This window comes from Pseudomonas sp. D3 (assembly GCF_029320995.1).
GTDB lineage: Bacteria > Pseudomonadota > Gammaproteobacteria > Pseudomonadales > Pseudomonadaceae > Aquipseudomonas > Aquipseudomonas paraveronii.
The window spans coordinates 5,362,278-5,379,765 of record NZ_CP119772.1 but is presented as its reverse complement, the minus strand read 5'-3'; the positions used below and the strand labels follow the sequence as shown (position 1 = coordinate 5,379,765).

Annotated in this window: 18 protein-coding genes; 12 read left to right on the top strand and 6 right to left on the bottom strand. The window is 60.2% G+C overall.

From position 1 onward, the window contains the following. Positions 1-113: 113 nt before the first annotated feature. Together P3S72_RS24830 and purT are read left to right on the top strand one after the other, a co-directional pair. The gene (locus tag P3S72_RS24830) at positions 114-581 is read left to right on the top strand and encodes a VUT family protein (RefSeq protein WP_276194698.1); all 468 of its coding nucleotides are present in this window, start codon (positions 114-116) and stop codon (positions 579-581) included. Between the two features lie 69 nt (positions 582-650). Next, on the top strand, positions 651-1,832 hold the full coding sequence (gene purT, locus P3S72_RS24825) for a formate-dependent phosphoribosylglycinamide formyltransferase (protein WP_276194697.1): 1,182 nt from the start codon (positions 651-653) through the stop codon (positions 1,830-1,832). A 107-nt stretch (positions 1,833-1,939) separates the two neighbouring features. Here purT and P3S72_RS24820 read toward each other — a convergent pair whose 3' ends face one another. The 3 genes from P3S72_RS24820 to ccsA form a co-directional block, all read right to left on the bottom strand. Next, on the bottom strand, positions 1,940-3,250 hold the full coding sequence (locus tag P3S72_RS24820) for an MFS transporter (RefSeq protein ID WP_276194696.1): 1,311 nt from the start codon (positions 3,248-3,250) through the stop codon (positions 1,940-1,942). A 221-nt stretch (positions 3,251-3,471) separates the two neighbouring features. Next, positions 3,472-4,710 (bottom strand): transporter associated domain-containing protein, encoded by a 1,239-nt coding sequence (locus P3S72_RS24815; RefSeq protein ID WP_276194695.1) that lies wholly within the window; start codon positions 4,708-4,710, stop codon positions 3,472-3,474. A 12-nt stretch (positions 4,711-4,722) separates the two neighbouring features. Beyond that, on the bottom strand, positions 4,723-5,526 hold the full coding sequence (ccsA, locus tag P3S72_RS24810; RefSeq protein WP_276194694.1) for a cytochrome c biogenesis protein CcsA: 804 nt from the start codon (positions 5,524-5,526) through the stop codon (positions 4,723-4,725). Between the two features lie 228 nt (positions 5,527-5,754). Here ccsA and ffh point away from each other — a divergent pair, with 228 nt between their 5' ends. From ffh to thrC, 9 genes are all read left to right on the top strand, one after another. After that, positions 5,755-7,131 (top strand): signal recognition particle protein, encoded by a 1,377-nt coding sequence (ffh, locus tag P3S72_RS24805; RefSeq protein WP_276194693.1) that lies wholly within the window; start codon positions 5,755-5,757, stop codon positions 7,129-7,131. A gap of 251 nt (positions 7,132-7,382) precedes the next feature. After that, positions 7,383-7,634 (top strand): 30S ribosomal protein S16, encoded by a 252-nt coding sequence (gene rpsP, locus P3S72_RS24800; RefSeq protein ID WP_003175899.1) that lies wholly within the window; start codon positions 7,383-7,385, stop codon positions 7,632-7,634. Positions 7,635-7,639: 5 nt separating this feature from the next. Beyond that, the gene (rimM, locus tag P3S72_RS24795; protein ID WP_276194692.1) at positions 7,640-8,176 is read left to right on the top strand and encodes a ribosome maturation factor RimM; all 537 of its coding nucleotides are present in this window, start codon (positions 7,640-7,642) and stop codon (positions 8,174-8,176) included. Continuing rightward, a complete protein-coding gene (trmD, locus tag P3S72_RS24790) occupies positions 8,158-8,931 on the top strand; it encodes a tRNA (guanosine(37)-N1)-methyltransferase TrmD (protein ID WP_024077235.1) in 774 nt (257 codons plus the stop codon). Before rimM ends, trmD begins: the two co-directional genes overlap by 19 nt. Positions 8,932-8,976: 45 nt before the next feature. Beyond that, entirely contained in the window at positions 8,977-9,327 is a 351-nt protein-coding gene (gene rplS, locus P3S72_RS24785; RefSeq protein ID WP_003175895.1) for a 50S ribosomal protein L19, read from the top strand. A 223-nt stretch (positions 9,328-9,550) separates the two neighbouring features. Beyond that, positions 9,551-10,447, top strand: coding sequence for a site-specific tyrosine recombinase XerD (gene xerD / locus P3S72_RS24780; protein WP_276194682.1), 897 nt, complete (start codon positions 9,551-9,553; stop codon positions 10,445-10,447). Positions 10,448-10,603: 156 nt separating this feature from the next. After that, positions 10,604-11,335 carry a thioredoxin fold domain-containing protein gene (locus P3S72_RS24775; RefSeq protein ID WP_010207987.1) on the top strand — a complete coding sequence of 244 codons (732 nt, stop codon included), beginning with the start codon at positions 10,604-10,606 and terminating at the stop codon, positions 11,333-11,335. Positions 11,336-11,464: 129 nt separating this feature from the next. After that, a complete protein-coding gene (locus P3S72_RS24770; protein ID WP_247396790.1) occupies positions 11,465-12,769 on the top strand; it encodes a homoserine dehydrogenase in 1,305 nt (434 codons plus the stop codon). Positions 12,770-12,836: 67 nt separating this feature from the next. Beyond that, positions 12,837-14,246 (top strand): threonine synthase, encoded by a 1,410-nt coding sequence (gene thrC / locus P3S72_RS24765; protein ID WP_253398599.1) that lies wholly within the window; start codon positions 12,837-12,839, stop codon positions 14,244-14,246. A 97-nt stretch (positions 14,247-14,343) separates the two neighbouring features. Here thrC and P3S72_RS24760 read toward each other — a convergent pair whose 3' ends face one another. Then, on the bottom strand, positions 14,344-14,565 hold the full coding sequence (locus P3S72_RS24760) for a hypothetical protein (RefSeq protein WP_253400439.1): 222 nt from the start codon (positions 14,563-14,565) through the stop codon (positions 14,344-14,346). A gap of 313 nt (positions 14,566-14,878) precedes the next feature. Between P3S72_RS24760 and P3S72_RS24755 the strand changes: the two genes are divergently transcribed. Next, positions 14,879-15,163 (top strand): DUF3509 domain-containing protein, encoded by a 285-nt coding sequence (locus P3S72_RS24755; RefSeq protein ID WP_276194681.1) that lies wholly within the window; start codon positions 14,879-14,881, stop codon positions 15,161-15,163. A gap of 170 nt (positions 15,164-15,333) precedes the next feature. On the opposite strand, the gene P3S72_RS24750 is transcribed toward P3S72_RS24755, so the two are convergent. Continuing rightward, complete coding sequence (locus tag P3S72_RS24750; RefSeq protein ID WP_276194680.1) at positions 15,334-16,203, bottom strand: TIGR02285 family protein; 870 nt, start codon at positions 16,201-16,203, stop codon at positions 15,334-15,336. A gap of 16 nt (positions 16,204-16,219) precedes the next feature. Beyond that, entirely contained in the window at positions 16,220-17,419 is a 1,200-nt protein-coding gene (locus tag P3S72_RS24745) for a CaiB/BaiF CoA-transferase family protein (protein WP_276194679.1), read from the bottom strand. Between the last annotated feature and the right edge of the window lie 69 nt (positions 17,420-17,488).

The window sequence follows — 17,488 nt, the reverse complement described above, 5'->3', positions numbered from 1 at the left end:
GTCACATGTGGGAGGGGCGGTGCGACGATTCGACTTGCCCCCGATAGGGCCACCCCAGACGACATCCCTGTAATTGTGTACCCTGTGCGGCATTACCCACAGGTCCATCCCCCATGCTCTTCCTGATCGCCTACATCAGCAGCGTCGTGCTGATCAATTTTGCCTTTTCCACTGCCCCGCACCTGGACGTCATCTGGTCCGCCTGGGGCGGTCTGGTGTTCATCCTGCGCGACATGGTGCAAACCCGCTTCGGCCACGGCGCGATCCTCGCCATGCTGGCGGCGCTCGCGCTGTCGTATATCACCTCCGACCCGTCCATCGCCCTGGCCAGCGCCACGGCGTTCGCGGTGTCCGAGTGCATCGACTGGCTGGTGTTCAGCATCACCAAACGCCCGCTCCACGATCGCCTGTGGATAAGTTCGGCGCTGAGCATTCCCCTCGATACTTTTATCTTTTTCGGCTTGATCGGTGCACTTACGCCCGCCGTGGTGGGCACCGCCCTGGCGTCGAAATTCGCCGGGGTCACGGTGGTCTGGCTGATCATGGCCTGGCGTATCCGCAAACGGGCCGTCGCCAACTGAAGCCAATCTGCACAGTTCATGTAAAATGCCGGCCTTTCTCCCCATGATCCGCTCCCCTGAGGACCTGAGATGACCCGAATCGGAACTCCATTGTCGCCAACCGCGACCCGCGTTTTGCTGTGTGGCTGCGGTGAGCTGGGCAAGGAAGTGGTAATCGAGCTGCAACGCTTGGGCGTTGAAGTGATTGCCGTGGATCGCTATGCCAACGCGCCGGCCATGCAGGTTGCCCATCGCAGCCATGTGATCAACATGCTCGACGGCGCCGCCCTGCGTGCGGTGATCGAAGCCGAGAAGCCGCACTTCATCGTGCCGGAAATCGAAGCCATCGCCACCGCCACCCTGGTGGAGCTGGAGGCCGAAGGTTTCACCGTGATCCCGACCGCGCGCGCCGCATCGCTGACCATGAACCGCGAAGGCATCCGTCGCCTGGCCGCTGAAGAGCTGGACCTGCCGACCTCGCCGTATCACTTCGCTGATACCTTCGAAGACTACAGCAAGGCCGTGCACGACCTGGGCTTCCCGTGCGTGGTCAAGCCGGTGATGAGCTCGTCGGGCAAGGGCCAGAGCCTGCTGCGCAGTACCGAGGACGTGCAGAAAGCCTGGGATTACGCCCAGGAAGGCGGGCGTGCCGGGAAGGGCCGGGTGATCATCGAAGGCTTTATCGACTTCGACTACGAAATCACCCTGTTGACCGTGCGCCACATCGGCGGCACGACCTTCTGCGCGCCGGTCGGCCATCGTCAGGAGAAGGGCGATTACCAGGAATCCTGGCAGCCTCAGGCCATGAGCCCGATTGCCCTGGCAGAATCCGAGCGCGTGGCCAAGGCCGTGACTGAATCCTTGGGTGGCCGTGGCTTGTTTGGCGTGGAGTTGTTCATCAAGGGCGATCAGGTGTGGTTCAGCGAAGTGTCGCCACGCCCGCATGACACCGGTTTGGTCACCTTGATTTCCCAGGACCTGTCGCAGTTCGCCCTGCACGCGCGCGCCATCCTGGGCCTGCCGATCCCGTTGATCCGGCAGTTCGGGCCGTCGGCGTCGGCGGTGATCTTGGTGGAAGGGCAATCGACCCAGACCGCATTCGCTAACCTCGGCGCGGCCTTGAGCGAACCGGACACGGCGTTGCGTCTGTTCGGCAAGCCGGAAGTGAATGGCCAGCGCCGCATGGGCGTGGCATTGGCGCGGGATGAGTCGATTGAAGCGGCTCGCGCCAAGGCGACCCGTGCGGCTCAGGCGGTTGTTGTAGAGCTTTAAACCGCGTCGCGCCTATCGGGGGCAAGCCCCCTCCCACATTTTGACCGCACTCCTACAGATTGAACGCGGTTAAGTGTGGGAGGGGGCTTGCCCCCGATAGCGGTCTATCAGTCGACCTTGTTCAAATCGTTATCCCGCGTCTCTTTCAGGCACAGCACCGCAATCAAGCTAATCAATGCTGCCGCCGACACATACCCGCCGACATAACTCAGCCCACCCATCGCCACCAGCTTGGTCGCGAAGAACGGTGCGGCCGACGCGCCGACGATCCCACCCAGGTTATAGGCCGCCGAAGCGCCGGTATAACGCACGCGGGTCGGGAACAGTTCCGGCAGCATCGCGCCCATCGGGGCGAAGGTCACGCCCATCAGGAACAGCTCCAGGGCCAGGAATAGCGCCACAGCCCAGGTCGAACCGTATGTCAGCAATGGCTCCATGGTGAAACCCGACAGAATGGCCAGCACCGTACCGACAATCAGCACCGGCTTGCGCCCGAATCGATCGCTGGCCAAGGCTGCCAGCGGCGTCGCCAGGCCCATGAACAACACGGCAAAACACAGCAGCCCGAGGAATGTCTCGCGGCTGTAGCCCAAGGTCGACACGCCGTAGCTCAAGGAAAATGCCGTGGTGATATAGAACAGCGCATAGCACACCACCATCGACGCGGCGCCCAGCAGCACCGGCATCCAATGCTGGCTGAACAGCTCGAACAACGGCACTTTTACCGGCGCTTCTTTCGCCACGGCATTGGCGAACACCGGGGTTTCATGCAGCTTGAGCCGCGCATATAGGCCGACCATCACCAGTGCGGCGCTGAGGATGAACGGGATGCGCCAGCCCCAACTGCGGAACTGCTCGTCGTTCAGGTTCATGGCCAGGATCAGGAACAGGCCGTTGGCCGCGAGGAAGCCAATCGAAGGGCCGAGTTGCGGGAACATGCCGAACCAGGCGCGCTTGCCCTTGGGCGCGTTCTCGGTCGCCAGCAACGCCGCCCCGCCCCATTCCCCGCCCAGCCCCAGGCCCTGGCCGAAACGCAGCACGCACAACAGAATCGGGGCCCAGGCACCAATGCTGTCATACCCCGGCAGCAAGCCGATCAGCGTGGTACACACCCCCATCAGCAGCAGCGAAGCCACCAGCGTGGATTTGCGGCCGATACGGTCGCCAAAGTGGCCGAACAGCGCCGAACCCAGCGGGCGGGCGATGAATGCGATGCCAAAGGTCAGGAATGACGCGAGCATCTGCGCCGTGCCGGAGGTCTGCGGGAAGAACACGGGGCCGATCACCAGCGCGGCCGCAGTGGCATAGATATAGAAATCGTAGAACTCGATGGCAGTGCCGACGATGCTGGCGGTGGCGACGCGGGCGGTCGAGTTGGTCGGGGCGGCGGTCGCAGCCTCGTTATAAGTGGTGCTCATGGAGGTATCCCTGACGGTCAGTGCGCGTTTGGACGCGGATTATTATTGGTCGAACACCCCAGGATCAGGGTTGTGAGCGGAGCGGCTCGGGATGGGAGCGAACACCGGTAAGACATGGCAAGGCGGTGCCTGGACGCGCTCGGTGCGGGTAGCACGCGGTCGGGCGGGGCTTGGGTAAGCCGACCCGATTATAGGAAGCGGTTTGCGCATCCAACAAGGGGTTACGCGGCGACCGGCACGCGGCTGGTGTGCCAGATCAGCACCTTGCTCACGCGGTTGTCCTCGGTCTCGAGGGTTTCCAGGCGGTAGCGGCCGATTTTCAAGCACACCGCGCAATCGGGAATGGTTTCCAGCGCTTCGGTCACCAGGCCGTTGAGGGTCTTGGGGCCGTCGCAGGGCAGGTGCCAGCCCAGGCTCTTGTTCAATTCGCGGATCGAGGCGGCGCCGTCGATGATATAGCGGCCGTCCGGTTGCGCTTCGATATGCGGGTTGTCAGCACTCTGTTCGCTTTCGAATTCGCCGACGATTTCTTCAAGAATGTCTTCCAGGGTGACGATGCCCAGCACTTCGCCGTACTCGTCCACCACCATGCCCAGGCGCCGCTGCTGCTTGTGGAAGTTCAGCAATTGCAGTTGCAGGGGCGTGCTTTCCGGGACGAAGTAGGGTTCGTAGCAGGCGGCGAGCAAGGTCTCCTTGGTCAGGCTGGCATCCAGCAACAGGTGCTGGATCAGCCGGGTGTTGAGCACGGCTTCGACCTGGTTGATGTCGCTGTGGAACACCGGCAGGCGGGTGCGCTGGGAACTGCGCAGTTGCTCGATGATCGCTTCGAGCGAGTCGTCAAGGTTAATGCCGTCCACTTCGCTGCGTGGCACCAGGATGTCGTTGACAGTGATGTTGTCCAGCGCGTGGATGCCGGGCATGCCGGGCGTGCGATTTTCATCGGCCTCTGGCTCGGGTTCGTCATCATGGTCGGGTTGCGGGTCGTCGCTTTTTTTCACCACGCCGGGCGTGCGTGCAAAGGGGCGTAGCAACAGCAGGCTGATGCCATTGAGCAGCCAGGCGAGGGGATAAAGGATTTTCAGCGGCACGCCCAGCAGGGCATTGCCGAAGCCCAGCACCGCTTGCGGATGGCGGGTGGCCAGGGCGCGGGGTAGGTAATCGGCCAGCACCAGCAGGATGCTGCAGGAGACCAGCCAGCCAAGCCACGCGCCGTTTTGCGCCCAGGCGTAGATCGCCAGCAGAGTACAGAGGATCACCACGCCAGCACGGCACAGGGTGTTGCAGAGGATCATGCTGTGGCGTGGGAAGTTCAGGCGGGCGGCGGCCTTGTCGCCCTGGCGTGTACCGGGGCGCAGGGCCAGCAGGTGTTGTTGTGCGGCTTCGATGGCGGTAAATAGCGCCGCCCACAAAACCAGCAAGGCGATTACCGCGAGCATCGGCCCTAAGGGCAAGTTATCCATGATCGCTGCCCGTCAGATATGCAGGATGTATTCGCGAACCAGCTTGCTGCCGAAATAGGCCAGCATCAGCAGGCAGAAACCGGCCAGGGTCCAGCGGATCGCCTTGTGCCCGCGCCAGCCAAGGCGGTTGCGGCCCCACAGCAGCACGCTGAACACCACCCACGCCAGGCACGCCAGCAGGGTTTTATGCACCAGGTGCTGGGCGAACAGGTTTTCGACGAACAGCCAGCCGGAGATCAGCGACAGCGACAGCAGCGTCCAGCCGGCCCACAGGAAGCCGAACAGCAGGCTTTCCATGGTTTGCAGCGGCGGGAAGTTCTTGATCAGGCCGGACGGGTGCTTGTGCTTGAGCTGGTGGTCCTGCACGAGCAAGAGCAACGCCTGGAACACCGCGATGGTGAACATGCCGTAGGCCAGGATCGACAGCAGGATATGCGCAAGAATGCCCGGCTCTTCATCGATCACCTGCACCGTGCCGGCGGGCGCGAATTGCGCCAGCAGCACCGTCAGCATCCCCAGGGGAAACAGCAGCACCAGCAGGTTTTCCACCGGGATGCGTGCGCAGGCGATCAGCGTGAGGGCGATCACTGCGGCGGCGATCAGGCTGGCGGCGCTGAAAAAATCCAGGCCCAGGCCGACCGGCGTCATCAAGTGGGTGAACAGGCTCGCGGCATGGGCCAGCAGGGCGAGGACGCCAAGGCCTGCCAGCAGGCGCGTTTCGGCCTTGGCGCCTTGCGCCAGGCGCGTGCCTTGGTAGAGGGTCGCAGCGGCATACAAAAAGGCGGCGGCGAGGCTGGGTAGTAAACTGGGTGACAAAGGGAGCATAAATCCTGTTAGGCAAGCCCGAAAGGCGCTGAGTTTGGCATACACCTGCGTTCCACGAAAGACTCTAGGGCCAGACAGCGGGTGTGCATGTGCGCAGTCTTCGCTATAATCCGCGACCTGCCCACGCCGCAGGCTCGCCGAGCGCTGTTTTTAATAGCGATTTACCACAGCCTGGGCCGCCATTACCTCGGTCTACCATAGGGCCTGAAAGGATCGCGCATGTTTGAAAACTTGACTGACCGTCTCTCGCAGACGCTGCGCCACGTAACCGGCAAGGCCAAGCTGACCGAGGACAATATTAAAGACACCCTGCGTGAAGTGCGCATGGCGTTGCTGGAAGCCGACGTGGCCTTGCCTGTGGTCAAGGACTTCGTCAACTCGGTCAAAGAGCGCGCGGTCGGCACCGAAGTGTCCCGCAGCCTGACGCCGGGCCAGGCCTTTGTGAAGATCGTCCAGGCCGAACTCGAAAGCCTGATGGGCGCGGCCAACGAAGACCTGAACCTCAGCGCCGTGCCGCCGGCCGTCGTGCTGATGGCCGGTCTGCAAGGTGCGGGCAAGACCACCACCGCCGGCAAGCTGGCGCGCTTCCTTAAAGAGCGCAAGAAAAAAACCGTGATGGTGGTGTCGGCCGACGTGTACCGTCCGGCGGCCATCAAGCAACTGGAAATGCTTGCCGGCGAAGTGGGCGTGACCTTCTTCCCGTCGGACCTGAGCCAGAAGCCGGTCGATATCGCCAATGCGGCGATCAAAGAAGCCAAGCTGAAATTCATCGACGTGGTCATCGTCGACACCGCCGGTCGCCTGCACATCGACGAAGAGATGATGGGCGAGATCAAGGCGCTGCATGCCGCGATCAACCCGGTCGAGACACTGTTCGTGGTCGACGCGATGACCGGCCAGGATGCGGCCAACACCGCCAAGGCCTTTGGTGACGCACTGCCGCTGACCGGCGTGATCCTGACCAAGGTCGACGGCGACGCCCGTGGTGGTGCCGCGCTGTCGGTGCGCGCCATCACCGGCAAGCCGATCAAGTTCATCGGTATGGGCGAGAAGAGCGACGCGCTCGAACCGTTCCACCCTGAGCGTATCGCTTCGCGTATCCTCGGCATGGGTGACGTACTCAGCCTGATCGAGCAAGCCGAAGCGACACTCGACAAGGACAAGGCCGATAAACTGGCCAAGAAGCTGAAGAAGGGCAAGGGCTTCGACCTCGAAGACTTCCGCGATCAGTTGCAACAAATGAAGAACATGGGCGGCCTTGGCGGCCTGATGGACAAGCTGCCGAACATGGGCGGTGTGAACCTGGCGCAAATGGGCAATGCCCAGGGCGCGGCAGAGAAACAGTTCAAGCAGATGGAAGCCATCATCAACTCCATGACCCCGGCCGAGCGCCGCGACCCTGAGCTGATCAGCGGTTCGCGCAAGCGTCGGATCGCCATGGGCTCCGGCACCCAGGTGCAGGACATCGGTCGCTTGATCAAGCAACACAAGCAGATGCAGAAGATGATGAAGAAATTCTCCGCCAAAGGCGGAATGGCCAAGATGATGCGCGGCATGGGCGGTATGTTGCCCGGCGGCGGCATGCCCAAGATGTAAAGAATTCGAGCGGGAGCGTGCTCCTGCTCCGACCCACAGGGATGTGGGATCTCCAGCAAACCCGCCGTCTGGCGGGAGCTGACTTGCCGTTTTAACCGACGGCTCTATAGCAGATCTGAATGGCACGCTGATAGGCGCCAGAAAAAGACATTTGCAAAAGTCCGGATATTCCTTAGAATATGCGGCCTTTCGGGCACCTATGCCCGCTGTGCATTTAGATTTGCAGCACCGACTACAGGAACGATGTTCACATGCTAACAATCCGTCTTGCCCTTGGCGGCTCCAAAAAGCGCCCGTTTTACCACTTGACCGTAACCGACAGCCGCAACCCGCGTGACGGTTCGCACAAGGAACAGGTTGGTTTCTTCAACCCTGTTGCTCGTGGTCAAGAAGTTCGTCTGTCCGTGAACCAAGAGCGCGTAGCCTACTGGCTGAGCGTTGGTGCACAGCCTTCCGAGCGTGTTGCCAAGTTGTTGAAGGACTCGGCTAAGGCCGCAGCCTGAGCAATATGAACGCGACGCCAGCTGTTGCTGATGATTTGATCGTTATCGGCAAGATTTATTCTGTTCATGGCGTTCGCGGCGAAGTGAAGGTGTATTCCTTTACTGATCCGACAGAAAACCTGTTGCAGTACAAAACCTGGACGCTCAAGCGCGAGGGGAATGTGAAACAGGTCGAGCTGGTCAGTGGACGCGGGAACGACAAGTTCCTGGTCGCAAAGCTCAAGGGTCTTGATGATCGTGAAGAAGCTCGTCTTCTGGCCGGTTATGAGATCTGCGTGCCGCGCAACCTGTTCCCTGAATTGACCGACGGCGAGTACTACTGGTACCAGCTGGAAGGTCTGAAGGTTATTGATCAACTCGGGCAATTGTTCGGGAAAATTGATCATCTTCTGGAAACCGGCGCCAATGATGTAATGGTGGTCAAGCCTTGCGCTGGCAGCCTGGATGATCGCGAGCGCCTATTGCCCTATACCGAGCAATGCGTGTTGGCCATCGACCTGGCCGCGGGCGAGATGAAGGTGGAATGGGACGCGGACTTCTAAGCGTGGCTAATTTGCGCATTGAAGTGATCAGTTTGTTTCCCGAGATGTTCTCCGCCATCAGCGAGTACGGCATCACCAGTCGGGCGGTGAAACAGGGGCTGTTGCAGCTCACCTGTTGGAACCCGCGAGACTACACGACGGATCGACATCACACTGTGGACGATCGCCCATTTGGCGGTGGCCCGGGCATGGTGATGAAGATCAAGCCCCTGGAAGACGCGTTGGTTCAGGCCAAGGCTGCCGCTGGGGAGAAGGCGAAGGTAATTTACCTGTCCCCTCAAGGCCGTCAGCTGAAACAGGCGGCGGTACGCGAACTGGCGAATGAGGAAGCACTGATCCTGATTGCCGGTCGCTATGAAGGCATTGACGAGCGGTTTATTGAAGCTCATGTCGATGAAGAGTGGTCGATTGGGGACTATGTCCTGTCTGGCGGTGAGCTGCCGGCGATGGTCCTGATAGATGCGGTTACACGACTGCTGCCTGGAGCTTTAGGGCATGCGGACTCCGCGGAGGAAGATTCCTTCACGGATGGTTTGCTGGATTGCCCGCACTACACCCGACCGGAGGTGTATGCGGATCAGCGTGTTCCCGACGTATTGCTAAGTGGCAATCACGCACACATCCGGCGTTGGCGTTTACAGCAGTCCCTTGGTCGGACCTATGAACGACGCGCCGATCTTCTGGAAAGCCGCTCGCTTTCTGGAGAAGAGAAGAAGCTGCTCGAGGAATACATCCTCGCGCGGGACGATAGTTAACAACGTATCGATGGTAGGTCCATTGACTTACCTTAGGAGCACAGCATGACTAACAAAATCATCCTTGCACTCGAAGCAGAGCAGATGACCAAAGAGATCCCTACCTTTGCCCCGGGCGACACCATTGTCGTTCAGGTGAAAGTGAAGGAAGGCGACCGTTCGCGTCTGCAAGCGTTCGAAGGCGTGGTAATTGCCAAGCGTAACCGTGGTGTGAACAGTGCTTTCACTGTTCGTAAAATCTCCAACGGTGTTGGCGTAGAGCGTACTTTCCAGACCTACAGCCCGCAAATCGACAGCATGGCCGTTAAACGTCGCGGTGACGTGCGTAAAGCCAAGCTGTACTACCTGCGTGACCTGTCCGGTAAAGCAGCTCGCATCAAGGAAAAACTGGCTTAAGTCCAGCTTCCCGATGCAGAAAAAAAGCAGCCTGCGGGCTGCTTTTTTTGTGCCTGGAATTTGTTGGCTGATCCGAGGCCGAGTCGCAGCTATCGCGGGCAAGCCAATTCCCACATTTGATTATCAGTGGTCATAAAATCGATGTGCGACACAAATCCCATGTGGGAGCTGGCTTGCCTGCGATAGGATCTACCAGACATCCCAGTAGTCAACCTGAGCCCACATGCCCGCCATCGACCACCCTCTGATCGACCGCTTCCTCGACGCCCTATGGCTGGAAAAAGGCCTGTCGGACAACACCCGCCATGCCTACCGCAGCGATCTGGCCCTGTTCAACGGCTGGTTGCAGGAAAAAAACCTCGAGCTGATCAATGCCGGCCGTGAGTTGATCCTCGATCACTTGGCCTGGCGTCTGGAGCAGAACTACAAGCCGCGTTCCACGGCACGATTCCTTTCTGGTGTGCGTGGCTTTTATCGCTACCTGCTGCGGGAAAAACTCATCGCCCTCGACCCGACGTTACAGGTCGATATGCCGCAATTGGGGCGGCCATTGCCCAAATCCCTGTCGGAAGCGGATGTCGACGCCTTGCTCGCCGCCCCGGACTTGAGCGAAGCCATCGGCCAGCGCGACCGTGCCATGCTCGAAGTGCTGTACGCCTGCGGCCTGCGGGTGACCGAGCTGATCAGCCTGACCCTTGAGCAAGTCAACCTGCGTCAGGGCGTGCTGCGGGTAATGGGTAAGGGCAGCAAGGAGCGGCTGGTGCCGATGGGGGAAGAAGCGATTGTGTGGATCGAGCGCTACATGCGTGATGCGCGCAGCGAATTGCTCGGTGGGCGCCCCAGTGATGTGCTGTTCCCCAGCCTACGGGGTGAGCAGATGACCCGCCAGACCTTCTGGCACCGCATCAAGCACCAGGCCAAGGTGGCGGGGATCGGCAAGAGCCTGTCGCCGCATACGTTGCGTCACGCGTTTGCCACGCATTTGCTCAACCACGGCGCGGATTTGCGCGTGGTGCAAATGCTCCTTGGCCACAGCGACTTATCCACAACCCAGATCTACACCCATGTGGCACGGGCGCGCTTGCAGGATATGCATGCCAAGCACCATCCGCGTGGCTGAAAACCGCCAAATTATCCCGCCACGGGCTGCCCTGCGGCCCAACTGTGGTAGGCTTTGCCGGTTAGCAAAGGGTACGGCGTGACTTGTGATGACAGCCCCGTGTTTCCAGATCGGTGTTCCGCACGCCCGTCCCTGCATCTGCCTTCAGGAGTTCCCATGCGCTTGACCCAGATTATTGCCGCCGCAGCCATTGCGTTGGTTTCCACCTTTGCCTTCGCCGATGACGCTGCCGAGCAGACTATTCGCAAGAGCCTGGCCAACCTGCAACTCGATACACCGATCGAAAGCATCAGTGCCAGCCCGATGGCCGGCCTGTACGAAGTCAAGCTCAAGGGCAGCCGCGTGCTGTATGCCAGTGCCGACGGCCAGTACATTGTCCAGGGCTACCTGTTCCAGTTGAAGGATGGTAAGCCGGTCAACCTGACCGAGAAAGCCGAGCGGCTGGGCGTGTCCAAGCTGATCAACGGCATTCCGGTAGCTGAAACCGTGGTTTACCCGGCCATTGGCGAGACCAAGACGCACATCACCGTGTTCACCGACACCACCTGCCCGTACTGCCATAAGCTGCACGCCGAAGTGCCGGCGCTGAACAAGCTCGGTGTGGAAGTGCGCTACGTCGCGTTCCCGCGCCAGGGCCTCGGCTCGCCGGGTGACGAGCAGTTGCAGGCAGTCTGGTGCTCGGCCGACAAGAAAGCGGCCATGGACAAGATGGTCGACGGCAAGGAAATCAAGGCGGCCAAGTGCGCCAATCCGGTTTCCAAGCAGTTTGCCCTGGGCCAGTCCATTGGTGTGAACGGTACACCGGCCATCGTTTTGGCTGACGGCCAGGTGATTCCGGGCTATCAGCCGGCACCGCAAGTTGCCAAACTGGCGCTGAGTGCCAAATAAACCAGCATCGTCGAACCTTTGACGATCATGGCCCTTTGATAAGTCGATGGGCCATTAATTGAAAGCCGCAGTTGTGCGGCTGTTTTCCACGGCCGACCTCGCGTCGGCCGTTTCATGGGGAGTTCTTCAGTGAAACCGGTCAAAGTAGGCATCTGTGGGTTAGGGACCGTCGGTGGCGGCACCTTAAACGTACTTCAGCGTAATGCTGAAGAAATTTCCCGCCGTGCAGGGCGCGGGATTGAAGTGGCGCAGATTGCCACGCGTTCGCCAAAGCCTCAGTTCGAAACGACCGGTATTGCGATTACCAACGATGTCTTCGCCGTGGCGACCAACCCTGACATCGATATCGTCATCGAGTTGGTCGGCGGCTACACCGTGGCCCGCGAGCTGGTGCTCAAGGCGATTGAAAACGGCAAGCATGTGGTCACTGCCAACAAGGCGCTGATCGCCGTGCACGGCAACGAGATCTTCGCCAAGGCGCGTGAGAAGGGCGTTATCGTGGCGTTCGAAGCTGCGGTGGCCGGCGGTATTCCGGTGATCAAGGCGATCCGTGAAGGCCTGTCCGCCAACCGCATCAACTGGGTGGCCGGCATCATCAACGGCACCGGTAACTTCATCCTCACCGAAATGCGCGAGAAGGGCCGTACCTTCGAAGACGTGCTGGCCGAAGCCCAGGCCCTGGGTTACGCCGAAGCCGACCCGACCTTCGACGTTGAAGGTATCGACGCGGCGCACAAGCTGACCATCCTCGCGTCCATTGCCTTTGGTATCCCGTTGCAGTTCGAGAAGGCCTACACCGAAGGCATCACCAAGCTGACCACAGCCGACGTGAACTACGCTGAAGCCCTGGGTTACCGCATCAAGCACCTGGGCGTGGCGCGCAGCACACCGGCCGGTATCGAGTTGCGTGTACACCCGACGCTGATCCCGGCCGACCGCCTGATCGCCAACGTCAATGGCGTGATGAACGCCGTGATGGTCAACGGTGACGCCGCCGGTTCGACCCTGTTCTACGGCGCCGGCGCCGGCATGGAGCCGACCGCTTCGTCGGTGATCGCCGACTTGGTGGACGTGGTTCGCGCCATGACCTGCGACCCGGAAAACCGCGTGCCGCACCTGGCATTCCAGCCGGATTCGCTGTCGGCCCACCCGATCCTGCCGATCGAAGCGTGCGAAAGCGCCTACTACCTGCGGATACAGGCCAAGGATCACCCGGGCGTATTGGCCCAGGTTGCCAGCATCTTGTCGGAACGCGGCATCAACATCGAGTCGATCATGCAGAAGGAAGTCGAGGAGCAGAACGGCCAGGTGCCGATGATCCTGCTGACTCACCGCGTGCTTGAGCAGCACATCAACGATGCCATCACCGCCCTGGAAGCCTTGCAAGGCGTAGTGGGGCCTGTGGTACGGATTCGCGTCGAACACCTGAACTAACCGATTTGTTCCAGGGGCCCCGTGTGATCGGCGGCCTCTGTTCGAGAATGTTTTTGAGGAGCCAGTCATGCGTTACATCAGCACCCGCGGCCAGGCACCGGCCCTGAATTTCGAAGACGTCCTGTTGGCAGGCCTTGCCACCGACGGCGGCCTGTATGTGCCGGAAAACCTGCCACGCTTCACCCAGGAAGAAATCGCTTCCTGGGCTGGCCTGCCGTATCACGAACTGGCGTTCCGGGTGATGCGCCCGTTCGTCACTGGCAGCATTCCGGATGCGGATTTCAAAAAGATCCTGGAAGAGACATACGGCGTGTTTTCCCACAGCGCCATCGCTCCTCTGCGCCAACTGAATGGCAACGAGTGGGTCCTTGAGCTGTTTCACGGCCCGACCCTGGCGTTCAAGGACTTTGCCCTGCAACTGCTGGGTCGCCTGCTCGATTACGTGCTGGAGAAGCGCGGCGAGCGCGTGGTGATCGTCGGCGCCACCTCCGGTGATACTGGCTCGGCGGCCATCGAAGGCTGCAAGCATTGCGAAAACGTCGACATCTTCATCCTGCACCCGCACAAGCGTGTGTCGGAAGTACAGCGTCGGCAGATGACCACCATTTTTGGTGAGAACATCCACAACATCGCCATCGAAGGCAACTTCGACGACTGCCAGGAAATGGTCAAGAACAGCTTCGCTGACCAGAGCTTCCTCAAGGGCACGCGCCTGGTCGCGGTGAACTCGATCAACTGGGCGCGGATCATGGCCCAGATCGTCTACTACTTCCACGCCGCGCTGCAGTTGGGTGGCCCGGCACGTTCAGTGTCGTTTTCGGTGCCGACCGGCAACTTCGGCGACATCTTCGCTGGCTACCTGGCGCGTAACATGGGCCTGCCGATCAACCAGTTGATCGTCGCTACCAACCGCAACGATATCCTGCACCGCTTCATGAGCGGCAACCAGTACGTCAAGGAAACGCTGCACGCCACACTGTCGCCGTCGATGGACATCATGGTGTCGTCGAACTTCGAGCGCCTGTTGTTCGACATGCACGGTCGCAACGGCGCTGCCATCGCCGAGCTGATGAACAGCTTCAAGAGCGGTGGTGGTTTCAGCGTCGATCAAGAGCGCTGGACCGAAACCCGCAAGCTGTTCGACTCCCTGGCTGTGGACGATGCACAAACGTGCGAAACCATCGCTGAAGTCTATGCCCAGACCGGCGAACTGCTGGACCCGCACACCGCTATCGGCGTGAAGGCCGCGCGCGAATGCCGTCGTAGCCTGGACATTCCGATGGTGATCCTCGGCACCGCGCACCCGGTCAAATTCCCGGAAGCGGTGGAGAAAGCGGGCGTTGGCAAGGCGCTGGAGTTGCCGGAGCATCTGGCCGACTTGTTCGAGCGTGAAGAACGTTGCACCGTGCTGCCGAATGACTTGAAGGCGATGCAGGCGTTTGTCAGCCAGCATGGCAATCGTGGTAAGCCGCTGTAAGGCAAACTGCTGGCGCTTCGGCGCAGACAAAAACGCCGCTTTCCCTTCCTTGGGTCAGCGGCGTTTTTTGTTTCTGGCAGGCCCAACAGTGTGCTGGTTACAACAGTAATTTAATGGCCATTCCGGTAATTGAAGCAATTGTGGCGACAACGGCCATCGCTACGCCCATGGGGTACCAAAACGTCTCACAGGTTATCTTCAAGGACTCCGCGTTGAGCTTGCCTTGCTCGGCATGCATGCGTGAAATTTCGGCATAGATGCGAGATACGTCAGCATGCATCTTCTCCATCGACGCTTGTTGTTCGTTGTGTTCCACCATCATGTTCATCCTTAGCAATAAGGGCCTTTGACATGCACTTCTAGCTGTGTGACAGCGTGATCAGCGCTTACTGAGTATAGGGTTCACCCTCAGCCGCGCTGCAGGGCGAACCCTGAAACGGCAACCCATTGCGTAAGCAGTTATGTGCGGCCGTTTTTTCGTTGTCATGTTGCAAGCGCATGCTGTTCCAAGTCACTCCCCCGCGGCCTCATAAAGACGAAAAAGCGAACTTTCCTACGTCACAACCCGTCACTTAGGAGAGAGGCAGCCCCCGTTGAAACGATTGTTCCCGAACTATTGAGTGGTGATCGAAATGGAAAGTATCAGCCTATTGCTCGAAGAAGCACTGAGCCCTTATCAGGTTACGCTGACCACCGCTGGTGTGCAGGGCGAGTGCCTGGTGACCGTAAAGAATCCTGCCGGTGCTATCGTGGTCGAGCGTGATGTCGACCGGGCGCAACTGACCGACAAGCGCGTGCTGGTGGATGTCGTCGATTGCCTGCTGCGCGACCTGAAAATTGCCGAAGGGCGCCTGGAACCCTCGGTGATCGCCGCCTTGCGCAACGCTGCCCAGACCCGCAGCAGCGCCCTTGCATGAAGAATTGTTTATCGGCGGAAACTTCCTACTGCGTGGCTGGTCTGATTTAGTAACAGCAAGAGCAGACATTGTGCTCCGGTGTTTGTGACTTGCTGTACTGGTCTTTGTAGGCCACGTTTAACCCCGAAGTGTTTCCCCACTCTTCGGGGTTTCTTTTTGCCCGCGATTTATCACGGGGTGGGCGCTTCTTCATAGAATCGCTGATGATCCAGCAGGTATTGCTCACCCAGGGCCGGGCCGAGCCATGACGCGTAGGCACGTAGCAACTGCGCCTGCGGCAGGTCGCCCAGCAACTGGTTGATACGCGTCATGACCTGGCGCCCCTCGGGCGTATCCGAACAGCCGATATGGATGTGCTGATAGGGCGTGGTGCCGGCAATCGGATAAAACGCCAGCGCCTCGGGATCAATACCTTGCTGCAATGCGTGATAGCGAATTTCGGTCCAGTAACCCAGTACCCCTTCCAGGCGTCCCAGGCGCTGCATTTGCAGCAGGCTGCCCAAGGCGTCGTTGCCGTAGTGCATCACCCGATTGTGCGTGTCGCCATGCCGCAACATGCCGTCGATGAATGGCCCGTAACTGCGCTCGGCGATGATGCCCAGGCGTGTGCTCTTGTCCCGTAGCATCGCTTGCAGGTCGACCTTGCCTCGCGCGACAAAGGGCGCCAACACTTCACGGTTTTGCTGGCGAACGACTACGCCATTGCTCACCACGGAAAAAGCCTGGTCGGAATATACAATCCATTGGGTCCGCTCCGGCGTCCACATCAGGGTAGGGTCGCAGGTGAGGGAGGGCGCCTGGAGCATCTGCATGCTCCTGGCACGGTTGACGTGCTGGACCTGGTGCTGATACTCCGGCAGGCGCTCCATCAGCATCGGCAACAATTCGTCGATGGCGCCCTGGCCTTTTTGCGGACCTTCGAAGATCGTCAGTGGTGGCAGGTCTCGCACCAGCCAGATCAAGGTTTGCGCCGCCTGGGTCGGCAGCGGCAAAAGTCCCAGCAAAGGGGCGCACAGGTGCAACAGCCAGCGGTGAGCCACTATCTTGAGCGCACCATCAGATCGCTCCTTGCTCACGCAAGCGGATGATGGCAGCCGCGTCATAGCCCAATTCTCCCAGTACTACGCCGTTGTGTTCACCCAGTTGCGGCCCCACCCACTCACAACTGCCCGGCGTGTCGGAGAGCTTGGGCACGATACCTGGCATCTTGAAGGCCTTGCCGTCGGGCAGTTGCGCGTTGAGGAACATTTCCCGCGCCAGAAATTGCGGATCCCCGAGCATGTCTTCGGCGCTGTAGATGCGGCTGGCTGGCACCTCAGCCTTGTTGAGCTGCTCAATCACGTGTTCCAGCGATAGCGAATTGACCCAGCGATCAATCACGCCATACAGCTCGTCGCGGCGCTCGTCACGCCCGTCATTACTGGCCAATTGCGGGTCGTTGGCCAAATCTTCGCGGCCGATGGCGGACATGAAGCGTTTGAAGATCGCATCGCCATTTGCGCCGATCTGCACATGCTTGCCGTCCGCGCTGGTGTGGATCGAGGATGGTGTGATGCCGGGCATGATGTTGCCGGTGCGCTCGCGAATGAACCCGAACACATCGAACTCCGGGATCATGCTTTCCATCATGGCGAAGATGGCTTCATACAGTGCCACATCAACCACCTGGCCCAGCCCGCCGTTGACCTCGCGGTGTCGCAACGCCATCAGCGCGCCGATCACCGCCCACAGGGCGGCAATGGAGTCGCCGATGGAAATACCGGTGCGCACCGGCGGGCGGTCTTCAAAACCGGTGATGTAACGCAGCCCGCCCATCGATTCGCCTACCGCGCCAAACCCCGGCTGATCTTTCATCGGCCCGGTCTGGCCAAAGCCCGAGAGGCGCACCATTACCAGTTTCGGGTTCAGCGCATGTAAGGTGTCCCAGCTCAGGCCGAGCTTTTCCAGGACGCCAGGGCGGAAGTTTTCGATCAGGATGTCGGCGTCCGCCAGCAACTGCTTGAGGATCGCCAGGCCGTCCGGGTGCTTGAGGTTCAGCGTCAGTGATTTTTTGTTGCGCGCCTGCACGAACCACCACAGCGAGGTGCCTTCGTACAGCTTGCGCCATTTGCGCAGCGGGTCGCCGCCGTCCGGGGATTCGACCTTGATCACTTCGGCGCCAAACTCGGCGCAAATGCGTGAGGCGAACGGGCCGGCGATCAGGGTGCCGAGTTCGATGACCTTCAGGCCGGCAAGCGGTTTGGCGTTAAACGACATGAGGAACCTTTCATACGCAGCACAGTGGTGTGATGCCTTTTAACATAGCCGAGGGGGGCAGGGATAAGG